Raw genomic sequence first — 12,787 nt, 5'->3', positions numbered from 1 at the left:
GTGGCCCCGCGCATCGCCGTCGTCCACGAACGGTTCACCGAGTACGGCGGCTCGGAGGCCGTCGTGGCCGAATTCCTGAAGATCTGGCCGGGATCGCGCGTCTTCGCGCCGATCGCCACCGCCGACTGTGTGGCGGCGGTCCGCGCGGCGGCCGCGGATGCCCACTCGGCGGCACGGGAGATCGCGCCCGTCGGCTCGGGGTCGTGGACGCGAGGCGACGAGAAGCCCGACGACCCAACGTTTCTCACCACCTGGCTCAGCCGGGCGCACGCGCTGAGCGGGGAACGGTCGCACGCGCCGTTGCTGCCATTCGTGCCCGGGGTGCTGCGGCGGCTGCCGGTGCGCGACGCGGACGCGGTGGTGGTCAGTCATCACGCGTTCGCGACCCAGGCGGCGCTGGCGACCGACGCGCCCGTGATCGCGTACGTGCACAGTCCGGCGCGGTGGGCGTGGGATCCGGCGTTCCGGGCGCGGGAGGCGGGCGGCCGGGCCGGGCAGCTCGCCCTCGCGACACTCGGCGGCCTCGCCCGGCGCTGCGAGGTGCGGGCCGCGCCGAAACTCGCTGCGGCCGTGGCCAATTCGAGGGCGGTGGCCGAGCGGATCGAACGCTGGTGGGGCACGGCGGCGACAGTCGTGTACCCACCGGTGCGGATCGACCGGTTCGCGCCCGATCCGGCCGTGCCGCGAGAGGACTTCTTCCTGTTCGCGGGGCGTCTCGTGCCCTACAAGCGACCGGATCTGGCCGTGCTGGCCGCCCGTGAAGCGGGCGTGCGCCTGGTGGTGCTGGGCGACGGGCGTTTCCGCGACCGACTCGAGGCCGTCGCGGGACCGGAGACCACCTTCCTCGGCGCCGCCCCCGACGACGTCCTGCTCGACATGTACCGCCGCTGCCGCGCCCTGCTGATGCCCGGCGTGGAGGATTTCGGCATAGTCCCGGTCGAGGCGATGGCCTGCGGCACACCGGTGCTCGCCGTCGGCGCGGGCGGCGCCCTCGACACCGTCCGGCCCGGCATCAGCGGGCAACTCCTCGAAGTAGGCGACGACACCACCGTGATCACCGAATTCGCCCGCGCCATGCGCGATTTCGATCCCACGGCCTACAACCCGCACGCGGTCCGCACCCACGCCGAATCCTTCTCCCCCAACGCCTTCCGCACCCGCATGGCCGCGATCGTCAGCGAGGCGCTGGACTGAGCCGGTCGAGCACCCGCCCCCAGCGCTCCGCATGGCCACCACGGTCACCGCGGCGCTGGGGTGAGCCGGTCGAGCACCCGCTCCACCAGGGCGGTGTCGCAGTGCTCGACGATTTCGGCGATGCGGCCGTCGACGACGCGGAAGATGAAACAGTAGGTCTGGTGGTAGGGCTCGCCGCGTGTGGTGGTGGCGTAGCCGCGGGCCTGGACCACCACCCGGTCGCCCTCGGCCACGATCAGGTCCGCCGCGCTGCGGTACCCGTCGGCGAACTGCGCCATGAGCGGGCGCAGCAGCCCGTCCAGGACCGCCGATCTCGGTTCCCACACGCCCGACCACGACCAGTCGCCGGGGAACACCCAGCGACAGTCCTCGGCCAGCGCCTGGCCGAGCGCACGCGTATTCCCCTGTGCCAGTTGCCGGAAGATCTCGGTCACCAACGCCTTGTTCTCACTCGTACTCACATCTCGAAATCTAGGGCCGTGTGAGCTGTGCGACCAGCGAGACTCTCGCACAGCTGGTATCAGTGTTTCGCATGGGTGAGTTCACGGTGACCGGGCTGCGCGTGGTGCGGGAGGCGGCGCGCAGCGGATCGTTCTCGCGCGCCGCCGCGCGGCTGGGCTACACCCAGTCGGCGGTCTCCCGCCAGGTCACGCTCATGGAACAGGCCGCGGGTCGAGCGCTTTTCGCCCGTTCGGCGCGCGGGGTGCGGCCGACCGAGGCCGGTCGGGTCGTACTCCGCCACGCCGAATCGGTGCTCGACAGTCTCGACGCCGCGCAGGGTGAACTACGCGACCTCGGCGCGGAGGCCCCCGCGCGGCTGCGGCTGGGCGCGTTCTCCACCGCCACCGCGGCGCTCGTCCCGCGCGCGATTTCGCTTGCGGCGCAAAGATTCCCGGCGGATCGGGTGCGACTGCGCGAGGGCTCGAGCCCGGCCCTGCTGACCGCGCTGGGACGCGGGCGTCTCGATCTGGCCGTCGTCTCCGGCCGTCCGGAGCTACCGCAAGGCGTGGAAACGACTGTGCTGCTCACGGATTCGCTGTATCTGGCCGTGGCGCGGGGACACGCCCTGGCCGGAGCCGTGAGCGTGCCCCCGATTCGCCTGCGCGAGGAGCGCTGGATCAGCGGCAGCGCGGATCTCGCCACCACCCTGCTCGGCGCGTGGCCGGATCCTGACCGGGAGCCGGTCGTCGCGTACGTGGCCCGCGACTGGATCGCCAAACTCGGCCTGGTCGCCGCGGGCCTGGGCGTCACCCTCGTGCCCGGCCTGCTGGTTCCGGCGCTGCCCGGCACGGTCGCGGTGGTGCGCGTCGATCACCCGGACGCGGTCCGCCCCACCCTGCTGGCGCACCGCGTCGGCTCCCCGCTCACCCGTCATCCCGTCGCGGAGGCGCTGCGTGACGCCGCGGCCCGCCTCGCCGAGGAGATCCGAGGTTCGTTGCGGGGCAAGCCTTTCTGAATTCCGACATCGCCCCCGACGGTGGTGGCGAGTTGCTACGATTCGGGAATTGATCCAGGAGGCGTGGTGGCGGACGACAAGCGGGTGCCGGAGGGCGTCGATCCGTCCCGGCCGAACGCCGCCCGCGTGTACGACTATCTACTGGGCGGCAAGGACAACTACCACATCGACCGGATGGTTGCCGAGCGGATGCTGGAGGTCGCCCCGGACAATCGGATGCTCGCGTGGTTCAGCCGCCAATTCCTGTTGCAGGCCGTGCGCGACGCCGCCGAGGCGGGGGTGCGGCAGTTCCTCGACATCGGCGCGGGCATCCCGACCGCGCCCGCGGTGCACGAGGTCGCGCAGAAGATCGACCCCACCGCGCTCGTCGCGTCCATCGACTACGACCCGGTGGTGTTCGCGCACGCCAACGCCCTGCTGTCGGGCATTCCGGGCGTCACGCCGATCCTCGCCGACGCCCGCGATCCCGGCGACATCCTCGCCCGCGCGCGCACCGAGGCGGGTATCGATTTCCAGCGGCCGGTCGCCGTGCTGCTCGTCGGCCTGCTGCATTTCATCATGGACGACGAGGGGCCCGGCGAGATCGTGGCCTGCTTCCGCGACGCCATGGCCCCCGGTAGCTACCTGGCCTTCACCCACGGATCCATCGACAGCGACGAGCATTTCGTCACCCAGACCCTCAAGGACACCGTCGGCACCACCGCCCAGTTCGTCTTCCGCTCCCCCACCCAGGTGGCCGAATTCCTCCACGGCCTCGACATCCTCGACCCGGGCATCGTCACCGTCCAGGACTGGCTCGGCGGCGACCTCCCACCCACCGTCCTCAACATCATGGCGGGCCTCTGCCGCAAGCCCTAGGTCACCCCTGGGCCCAATCACCCTCACCCCGAACCGGTCCCACTTCTCGGCTCTGGGCCCACTCCCGCCCCTTGGCTCTGAACCCGCCCACCATTCGGCTGTGGACGTCCTGACCCCTCGGCTCGGGCAGTGGACCCTGGCACAGGGCCGTCCCGGCCTTCGAGCTATGGACCCGTTTCAGTCTATGGTTCTGAACCCATTGCGGCCCTTGGCTCTGGGCCCGCTCCCGGCCCTCGGCTCTGGACCCGAAGGGTTCACAACTCCGCAGCGGCCGCGATCATCATGTCCCGGGAGCGTTCCGGGCGTTCGGCTTGGACGGCGAGGCGGTCCATGACCTCGCGGTACAGTTCGATGTCGTCGTGGCGGTCCAGGTACAGGGCGCTGGTGAGCTGTTCGAGGTACACGACGTCGGGGAGTTCGCGTTCGGCGAAGCGCAGCATGGTGAACGAACTGCCCGCCGCCGCATGGCCGCCCGCCGCGTAGGGCAGCACCTGGATGGTCACATTGCGGCGGTGCGACATCTCCACCAGATGTTCGATCTGGGCGCGCAGCACCTTGGGCCCGCCGATGGGCCGGTGCAGCACGGCCTCGTCGACCACGGCCCACAGCTGCGGGCCGCCGGGCACGTCGAGGATCTGCTGCCGCTTGCGGCGCAGCTCGACCCGCCGGGCCGCCTCGGTGTTCTCGTGGCCGAGCGCGACGATGGCGCGGGCGTACTCCTCGGTCTGCAACAGGCCCGGAATCAGTTGTCCCTCGAAGGTTCTGATCGCCATGGCCGCGCCCTCGAGCCCGAGGTAGGTCTCGAACCAGGACGGCAGCAGGTCGTTGTACTGATGCCACCAGCCGGGCTGGTTCGCCTTGCGGACCAGTTCCAGGAACAGCTCGACCTGCTCGTCGTCCTCGACGCCGTACAGCTTCAGCAGGTCGCGAATGTCGCGTTCCTTGAAGCCGGTGCGGCCCAGCTCGAGTCGGCTGATCTTCGCGTGCGAGCCGCGGATGTGGTAGCCGGCGGCCTCGCGCGTGATGCCCGCCTCCTCGCGCAACTTGCGCAGTTGCCCGCCGATCGCGATCCGCAAAGCGGTCGGACCACGTTCCGCGACATGGGAATCGACGACGTCGATCCGGATCCGTTCACCGCCCATGAGGCCACTCCGATTGTGGAAGAGCACCGACGGGCCGCACCGAAATCCGCTACGACCCCCACCGCATCGCATCATGATATCGCTCGGGAACCCGAATCACCGCATCAGCAACCGGATCGCTGGGAACTTGCCCGTGTCAACGCCCCAGAACAGCGGTGTTGCGCGTGCCCGGAAGCGCCGTCGACAGGGCCGCCGAGAGGGCGGTGAGCACCAGCAGAGCGAGCGCCACGGCGTGTAACGCGCCGACCGGTCCGCGTGTCGCGGCCGTGGCCGCGTACCAGGCCGAGATCCCGGCGACGCCGAGCGACGCGCCGATGCGCTGACAGATGGTGAAAAGGGTGTTGGCGTCGGCCAATTGATCATCGCGCAGCGGGTCCAGCAACCCCGCCAGCAACGGCGTGATGACCAGTCCGACGGCCGCGGCACGCGCGGCCAATACCGTCGCGGTGACCGCGAGCGGGGTGCGCGCGTCGATGATCAGCATCCCCGCGCTGGCCGCGGCGAGCACGACGAACCCCCCGACGACCGTGGCGCGCACCGAGAATCGCGTCAGCACCCGCTGCCCCGCGATCGTGCCGAGCCCGGTGACGACACCCTGGGGCAGCATGGCCAGTCCGGTCATCGCGACCGACCGCCCCTGCGCGGTCTGGAGGAACACCGGCAGCAGGAACACCGCCGCGAAGGTGGCGACCGACGCCGACGCGCACAGCCCCAGCGCCAGCAGCGACCCCGGGGTGCGCGCGGAGTCCAGGCTCACCGCCGGGTGCGCCCGCCGCCGCGCCCAGCGGACGTAGGCGGCGAGCAGCACCAGACCGGTCGACAAGGACGAAACAGTCTGCGGCGCAGGCCATCCCGACGTTCCGGCCCGACCGGTCCCGTAGAGCATCAGCGTCGAACCCGCGGCGAGGAAGACCATGCCGACCGGATCGAATCGCACGTCCCGGGCGCGCCCGGGCGCGAGTTCGCCCGGGATCCGCCGAGCGGCGAGCACCGCCAGTCCCGCGATCGGCACATTGATCAGGAACACCGACCGCCAGCCCGCCGCGACCACGAGCATCCCGCCGACGCTCGGCCCCAACGCCGGACCCAGGAACAACAGGATCCCCGCGACCGGGGACATCGCCCTCGTCGCCCCGCCCCCGCCGAGCAGCATGCTCATCGCCAACGGCACCAGCGGAGCGCCCGCCAGCCCCTGCACCGCCCGCGCCGCGATGAGGACACCGATGTCCGGCGCGGCGGCACAGGCGAGCGAGGCGAGCGTGAACGCCAGCAGCGCAACGCGATACACCGGCAGCGTGCCGAACCGCCGGGCCAGATACGAGGTCCCCGCCAACCCCGCCCCCAGGGCGAGCAGATAGCCGCTGACCGTCCACCCGACCGCGTCCAGTCCCGCCCCCAGCCCTTCGGCGATCGGCGCCGCGGCCACATTCACGATGCTCGAGTCCAGCATCGACAACAGCGGCCCCGCCAGCAACGCGTACTGCACCACCGCACCCAGCCGCGTCTGCCCGAAAGACGTTGTGCCGCACATCATTCCCCCTCGGGCCGCACCGGCTCCCGCACCGCGGCCGCCCCCAGCTCCCGCAACCACGCCAACTCCGCCTCACACCGCCGGATCAGCTCCTCGCTCACCCGAATCCCCCACGTCTCCCCCGTCGCCCGCCCCAGCAACGCCCGCAGAAACTCCGCCCGCGCCCGCACCGCCCCCTCCCGCGCCGCGAGCACCCCCGCCCGCTCCTCGGGCGTCAACATCGCGAACTGCGCCACCCGAGTCAGGAACTCCGTCTCATCCGCCCCTGAGGGCAACTCGGTCAGCATGTCCTGCAACATCTCCCGCCCCACCTCGGTCAACGTGTACACGTGCCGAGCCGGCCGCCCCACCTGCTGCTCGGACACCTTCGTCACCGCCCCCGCCTCCTCGAACCGCCGCAACGCCGGATACAACGCGTTGTTGTTCAACGCCACCCCCGCCCCCTCCTCCACATGCTTCCGCAACTCGTACCCATGAGCGGGACCACGCATCAGGTGTCGAAGGATCAGAACTTCCACGTAGGACATGTCGTCCAGTGTAACTTAGGTTCCGGTGGACGATGGTAGCCGTGGGTGGTTCTCGTCCGAAAGTTTGATTCGGCGGCAGGAGGGAGCCGCTATGGTCGAAAGGTAGTTAGGGTACCCATATTCGAGTGCCCCCGAAGCGATGGAGTTCGAGATGCCGGAGGAGAGTGCGGTGGCGGAGAGCGTGCCGTTTTCGACACAGATCCGTACCGAGACCGAGCGGCAGCACGCGGAGGCGGAGAACTCGTCGTTCATGAGCGACATGCTGGGCGGGGCGCTGGGGGTGGAGGCGTTCTATCGGTACACGGGGCAGTTGTGGCATGTGTATCGGGCGCTGGAGGAGCGGTGGGAGACGCTCGCGGGCGATCCCGTCGCGGGGCCGTTCGTGCGGCCCGAACTCGCGCGGCTCGCGCGGCTGGAGGAGGATCTCGCGCATCTCGGCGGGGCGAACTGGCGCGCGGAGATCGATCCGCTGCCGTCCACGGCGACCTACGCGGCCCGGATCGAGGAGTGCGCGCGGACCTGGCCCGCGGGCTACGTCGCCCATCACTACACCCGCTATCTCGGCGATCTGTCCGGCGGGCAGGTCATCCGCGGCACCGCCGAGAAGCTGTGGCAGCTGCCCAAGCGCGGGGACGGCGTGCGGTTCTACGTCTTCGACCGCATCCCGAACCCGGCCGCGTTCAAGCGCGAATATCGTTCGCTGCTCGACCGTCTCGCCGTGGACGATCTGGAGAAGCAGCGTGTGCTCGGCGAATGCCGCCGCGCCTTCGATCTCAACACCGCCATGTTCGCCGAACTCGGCGACGAGTTCGCGGTGCGCCGCCGGGGCTGAGCCGAACAAGCGTCCAATACGGTCGCCGAAAGGTAGCCGAGCACACCGCGAGTTACCCAAACCGCTTGTCACACAGACTGTTCGCCACCCCTCACGTGGTGACACGTTCCACACCGCCGCGCGCGCCCGAAGGTTGCGCGGATCCGGCGTACGCCGCTAAAGTTACTCATCAGTTAGGCACGAAGGTGTTCCTACCTCCGGCCCGACGTCGCTCAGGGGGCCGTTACATCCACGTCCGCATCCACCGACGCATGTCGGACGAGCAGTGTTGTTGTGCGACAACAGTGTTCGATACCAGGAGGGGCGATGGTTTCCTATCTCGTCACCGGCGGCACCGCCGCCCTCGACCGGCGCGTCATCCGGCGACTGCTCGACCGTGACCCGGACGCGATCGTGCACGTGCTGGTGCGCGAACGCGACGCGGCCGATCTCGCCGAACGCACCGCGAGCTGGGGCGCCGCCGACCGCGTCTTCCCGCTCCTCGGCGATCCGACCGCGGAAGACCTCGGCCTGCAAGACGATCCGCCGCCCGCCGACCACGTCCTGCGGCTGGGCCCGGTCGATGTCGCGGGCGTGCGGGCGGTGATCGCGCTCGCCACCCGGCTCGGGGCCATGCTGCACCACGTCTCGTCGGTGGCCGTGGCCGGTGACCATCGCGGCAGGTTCTTCGAGGACGATTTCGACCTCGGCCAGCACCTCGCCACCCCGTCCCAGCGCGCCCACTTCGCCGCCGAGAAGTTGGTGCGCGAGTCCCCGGGGCTGCGCTGGCGCATCTACCGCACGGCGATCGTCGTCGGCGATTCGCGCACCGGCGAGACGGACCGGATCGACGGGCCCTACCACTTCTTCCCGGCCGTCGCCCGCCTCGCCGAACTGCCGTCGGAATTGCCGCTGCTGCTGCCGGATCTGGGCGCGACCAATATCGTCCCGGTCGACTACGTCGCCGCCGCCCTGGTCGAACTCGTCCGGCGGCCGGGCCTCAACCACCGCACTTTCCATCTCGTGAACCCGCGCCCGCAGCCGTTCGCCGAGATCTACGCCGCCCTCGCCCGCGCGGCCGGGGCGCCCGCGGGCATCGGCGCAATTCCCGGCAGCCACGCCGCGCTCGGCGCGCTCGGCCGGCTGCCGATCGTCCGGCAGATGCGCGATACCCTGTTGCGGCAGTGGGGAATTCCGCCCGAGGCCGCCGACGTCACCTTCGACTCGGAGTTCATCGACGACTCCACCCGCGCCCAACTGCGCGGCAGCGGCCTGACCGTCCCCGAGTTCCGCGACTACGCCGTACCCCTGTGGCGGTACTGGAGCGCCCACCTCGATCCCGACCGCGACCGCCGCGGCGCCGACCGGTTGCGCGGGCGCGTCGTCCTCGTCGCGAACGCCTCCTCCGACACCGGCTCGGCCATCGCCCACGCGGTCGCCCGCCGCGGCGCGACCGTCCTCATGGTGGCCCCCGGCACCGACGAGCTGGAATCCGCCACCGCCGCCCTGCGTGCGGAAGGCGCTGCCGCCCAGGCGTACCAGTGCGACCTCACCGACGAGAAGGCCGTCCAACTCCTCGCCAAACACGTCTTGGCCGACCACGACCACGTCGACTACATCGTCGCCGAGAGCGGACGCGCAGTCAGCGAATCCGCCGACGGCACAGCCGATTCCGACGCGACCCGCCTGATCCTGGCCCTGCTGCCATCCATGCGCGACCGCCGCTTCGGCCACATCGTCACCCTCTCCCCGCTCCCCCACTCCGCCGCCAGCAATTCCGCCGAGGACGCGCTCACCGAGATCGCCACCGAAAACGCCCCCGCCGGAATAACACTCACCCCGGCCCACCTCCCCCCGACCCACACCCCCACCCAGTCCGCCGACCTCGTCCTGCACGCCCTCACCGACCGCCCCACCCCCCTCACCCAGTTCCTCGACACCCTGCTCCCGTCGATGAAAACGGCGATCCTCCACCACGGAACCCGCCTGCTGAGCCTCCCCACCGCCCGATTCGCGAACCGCATTCCGGCCCTGCACCGGTAGGCGAGCTCCGAAACCCCTACCGTTCGGCACCTTCCGCAACTTTGCATCGACTGCTACTTTGCGGCGAATGAACCGCAAGGCTCTTCTCATCGGAACCGGCGCGCTCGTCGTCGTGATCGTCACCTGCGTCGGGCTGTACGCGGTGATGAACTCGCGGAGCTTCCAATTTCGCGGGGTGCTCGTCCGGCACGTCGAGACCACGGAGAACGTAGTGGCCCTGACGTTCGACGACGGACCCACCGACCGGACACCGGAGCTCCTGAGCATCCTTGCCGCGCAACAGGTCCCGGCCACGTTCTACCTCGTCGGCCGTGATCTCGACGCGCACGCCGAATACGGGAAGGCCATTGCCGACGCGGGGCATGAGCTGGGGAATCACAGTTACAGTCACCGGCGGCTGGTATTCGTGAGCGCGGGGACCGTACGGGCGGAGGTCGAACGCGCCGACGCGGCCATCGCGCGCACGGGATACCGGGGGCCGGTCACGTTCCGGCCGCCCTACGGCAAGAAGCTGATCGGACTGCCCTCGTATCTCGCCGATCATCACCGCACGACCGTCATGTGGGACGTCGAACCCGACTCGGCGGGCGGGGCGGACACCGATCGGATCGTCGCCGACACCCTGGCCCGGACGCGGCCGGGCTCGATCATCCTGCTGCACGCCATGTATCAGCCCGCGTCCCTCGCCGCCGTCCCGCGCATCGTCGGCGAACTCCGCCAGCGCGGGTATCGGTTCGTCACCGTGTCGGAACTGCTGCGGCACTGACCCACCGGAATTCACCCGGCGGCCGTGCGCGCGCCAACCCGATCTGCCACAGTCGAGATCATGCGTGCTCGTCGTCGTCTGCTCGCGCTCTGCGCGGGATTGTCGGTGCTGGGGTTGGTGGCGGGGTGCGGTGGCGCGGACACACCCGCGAACCCGCCCAAGGCGAATCCCATCGCACTGGTCGGCACCGACAACCTGCCCGACGCGGTGCCGGACGAGGTGCACCTGTTCGCCATCAACGACCTGCACGGCAATCTGCAACCGCCCGCGGGGACCAACGGACACGTCGCCACCTACGCCGCGGGCGGGGCCGGGTATCTCGCCGCGAATCTCGCTCGGCTGAAGCAGCGGTACCCGGCCAGCGCGGTCGTGTCGGCGGGGGACAACATCAGTGCGAGTCCGTTGATCTCGGCGCTGTTCCACGACGAGCCGACCATCGAGTACCTCAACTCGATCGGGCTGGCCGCCTCCGCGGTGGGCAACCACGAATTCGACCACGGCGTCCAGGAATTGACGCGCCTGCAGAACGGCGGTTGCGCGCTCGACGGCTGCTCGCCGGGGCAGCCGTTCACGGGAGCGAAGTTCCCGTACCTCGCCGCCAATGTCACCGACGCAAACGGGCAGCTCCCGCCCGGACTGCGCCCGTGGACGGTGCTCGACGTGGGCAAACACAAGATCGGCGTCGTCGGCGTGGTCACCTCCACCACCGCGAGTATCGTGATGCCCGAGGGCATTCGGGGCTACACGTTCGGCGACGAGATCGACGCGATCAACAAATCGGTTCCGGCGCTGCGGGCCGCGGGCGCGGAGACGATCGTGGCGCTGCTGCACGACGGGGGCGCGCAACAGGTGCAGGGCCCCGTCGACTACAACGCCTGCGCCAACATCACGCCCGCCACCGCCGAGATGGCCAAGCGCACCGATCCGGCGGTGCGGGTCCTCGTCACCGGGCACACCCATCAGGCGTACAACTGCGTCCTCGACGGCAAGGTGGTCACCCAGGCCGCCTCCTACGGCCGCCTCATCAGCGACATCACCCTGCGCTTCCACGAGGGCACGGTCGACGCCAAGGCCGTCAACCGGGTCGTCACCCGCGACGTCGCGCCCGAACCCCAGGCCACCCAGCTGGTCGACTTCTTCGCCGGACAGGCCGAGCCGCGCGGCAAACGGGTCATCGGCACCGCCACCGCCCCGCTGCCCAACGAGCCCACACCCGGCGGGGATTCGCCGCTGGGCGACGTGATCGCCGATTCCATGCTCGCCGCGCTCGCACCGCAGCAGGCGGTCGCGGCGTTCATGAATCCCGGTGGCGTGCGCGCGGATCTGAGCGGCGGCCCGATCACGTACGAACAGGCCTACACCGTGCAGCCGTTCGGCAATCAGGTGGTGGGGGTGCGCCTGACCGGGCAGCAGATCCTCGCTCTGCTCGAACAGCAGTGGGACAACCCCAGCAAACCCGGCGTGCTGTCGGTCGCGGGCATCGGCTACAGCTACGACGACGCCGCACCCAAGGGCCGCAAGGTTCTCCCCGACACCGTCCGCATCGGCGGCCAGCCGTTGAATCCCGTTGCGATGTACACGGTTTCGACCAACAACTTCCTGGCCGCGGGCGGCGACGGGTTCACCGTCTTCACCCAGGGCACCCCGGCCGCGGTCGGCCCGACGGACCTCGACGCCCTGGAGGCGTATCTGCGCGATCGGGGAACGGTCGAGCCGCCGGCGGCCCGCATCGAACGCCGCTGACTCACAACCGGTCGGCGGCGAAATTCGCCGCGGCCGCGAAGTCGGCGCCGTAGGCCACGTGCGCGGCCGGGTTCAGCCCGCCCGCGCACACGGGATCGCCCGCGGTGCAATAGTTTCCGGTGCGCCACAGGTAGGCGTCGGGGGGATTCCAGCCGATCAGCCGCATCGGGTCGCCGAACAACAGCACCGCCACGATCCGCCCGCCGAGATCGTCGCCGAGCCGGACGCCGCCGGGAACGGCGAGGGTCGGCCCGGTGCCCAGCGCGGTGTGCACCACCGCCGCGCCCTGGGAGTACCCGACCACGACGAACCGCTGCCCGCGGCATCGCGCCGCCTGGTTCGCGAGGTGCGCGACGAGATCCGCGCTCCCGGCTCCGACCGAGCGGGGGTCGGCCAGATCGGCCGGATACTCCACCCGGTACGCGCTCGTGCTCGCGGGCAACCGATCTCGCAACACGCCGTAGAGCGGATCGCCCACCTCGCCGCCGAGATAACCGGTTTCGCCCGTCCCGCGCGCCACCACCACATCCACGTCGGCACACCACTGTGCCCGTGCGGGCGGGGCGGGAGCGAGCACTCCCGGTATCAGCAGGGCGGCGCCCAAAACCCAAGCGACAGAGATCTTTCGACGCCGCGACACCTTCCGGTCCGCCATTGTTCCCACCTTCTCACGCCGTTGTGAGCAGGTCCGGAGTGTGACTGTTGTCAGAGACTAT

Annotated in this window: 12 protein-coding genes; 7 read left to right on the top strand and 5 right to left on the bottom strand. The window is 70.4% G+C overall.

Annotated features, from left to right (window positions below; translation table 11 throughout):
* Positions 1–1,194: a glycosyltransferase gene (locus ACFYTQ_RS15115; RefSeq protein WP_387360883.1), complete on the top strand. Its 1,194-nt coding sequence runs from the start codon at positions 1–3 to the stop codon at positions 1,192–1,194.
* A 44-nt stretch (positions 1,195–1,238) separates the two neighbouring features.
* Here ACFYTQ_RS15115 and ACFYTQ_RS15110 read toward each other — a convergent pair whose 3' ends face one another.
* Positions 1,239–1,655 (bottom strand): nuclear transport factor 2 family protein, encoded by a 417-nt coding sequence (locus ACFYTQ_RS15110; RefSeq protein ID WP_387360881.1) that lies wholly within the window; start codon positions 1,653–1,655, stop codon positions 1,239–1,241.
* 71 nt (positions 1,656–1,726) lie between these two features.
* Between ACFYTQ_RS15110 and ACFYTQ_RS15105 the strand changes: the two genes are divergently transcribed.
* Together ACFYTQ_RS15105 and ACFYTQ_RS15100 are read left to right on the top strand one after the other, a co-directional pair.
* Positions 1,727–2,650, top strand: coding sequence for a LysR family transcriptional regulator (locus ACFYTQ_RS15105; protein ID WP_387360879.1), 924 nt, complete (start codon positions 1,727–1,729; stop codon positions 2,648–2,650).
* Positions 2,651–2,716: 66 nt separating this feature from the next.
* Positions 2,717–3,508: an SAM-dependent methyltransferase gene (locus ACFYTQ_RS15100; RefSeq protein ID WP_387360877.1), complete on the top strand. Its 792-nt coding sequence runs from the start codon at positions 2,717–2,719 to the stop codon at positions 3,506–3,508.
* Between the two features lie 254 nt (positions 3,509–3,762).
* Here the strand turns inward: ACFYTQ_RS15100 and ACFYTQ_RS15095 are convergent, their stop codons facing one another.
* The 3 genes from ACFYTQ_RS15095 to ACFYTQ_RS15085 form a co-directional block, all read right to left on the bottom strand.
* Positions 3,763–4,650, bottom strand: coding sequence for a helix-turn-helix domain-containing protein (locus ACFYTQ_RS15095; RefSeq protein ID WP_387360875.1), 888 nt, complete (start codon positions 4,648–4,650; stop codon positions 3,763–3,765).
* Between the two features lie 136 nt (positions 4,651–4,786).
* Positions 4,787–6,181, bottom strand: a complete 1,395-nt coding sequence (locus ACFYTQ_RS15090; RefSeq protein ID WP_387360873.1) for an MFS transporter — start codon at positions 6,179–6,181, stop codon at positions 4,787–4,789.
* A complete protein-coding gene (locus ACFYTQ_RS15085) occupies positions 6,181–6,708 on the bottom strand; it encodes a PadR family transcriptional regulator (protein WP_387360871.1) in 528 nt (175 codons plus the stop codon). The genes ACFYTQ_RS15090 and ACFYTQ_RS15085 overlap by 1 nt, the downstream gene beginning before the upstream one ends.
* 151 nt (positions 6,709–6,859) lie before the next feature.
* Between ACFYTQ_RS15085 and ACFYTQ_RS15080 the strand changes: the two genes are divergently transcribed.
* The 4 genes from ACFYTQ_RS15080 (at position 6,860) to ACFYTQ_RS15065 (ending at position 12,071) form a co-directional block, all read left to right on the top strand.
* Positions 6,860–7,540, top strand: coding sequence for a heme oxygenase (biliverdin-producing) (locus ACFYTQ_RS15080; RefSeq protein WP_387360869.1), 681 nt, complete (start codon positions 6,860–6,862; stop codon positions 7,538–7,540).
* Positions 7,541–7,846: 306 nt separating this feature from the next.
* Positions 7,847–9,562, top strand: coding sequence for an SDR family NAD(P)-dependent oxidoreductase (locus ACFYTQ_RS15075; RefSeq protein ID WP_387360867.1), 1,716 nt, complete (start codon positions 7,847–7,849; stop codon positions 9,560–9,562).
* A gap of 67 nt (positions 9,563–9,629) precedes the next feature.
* Positions 9,630–10,328, top strand: coding sequence for a polysaccharide deacetylase family protein (locus ACFYTQ_RS15070; protein WP_387360865.1), 699 nt, complete (start codon positions 9,630–9,632; stop codon positions 10,326–10,328).
* 60 nt (positions 10,329–10,388) lie between these two features.
* Positions 10,389–12,071, top strand: coding sequence for a bifunctional metallophosphatase/5'-nucleotidase (locus tag ACFYTQ_RS15065; RefSeq protein WP_387360863.1), 1,683 nt, complete (start codon positions 10,389–10,391; stop codon positions 12,069–12,071).
* A gap of 1 nt (position 12,072) precedes the next feature.
* Here ACFYTQ_RS15065 and ACFYTQ_RS15060 read toward each other — a convergent pair whose 3' ends face one another.
* A complete protein-coding gene (locus ACFYTQ_RS15060) occupies positions 12,073–12,726 on the bottom strand; it encodes a cutinase family protein (RefSeq protein ID WP_387360861.1) in 654 nt (217 codons plus the stop codon).
* Between the last annotated feature and the right edge of the window lie 61 nt (positions 12,727–12,787).

This window comes from Nocardia sp. NPDC004068 (genome assembly GCF_042874315.1).
Taxonomy (GTDB): Bacteria; Actinomycetota; Actinomycetes; order Mycobacteriales; family Mycobacteriaceae; genus Nocardia.
Note: the sequence above shows the minus strand (reverse complement) of the source record. Positions and strands in the feature narration are given on the sequence as shown.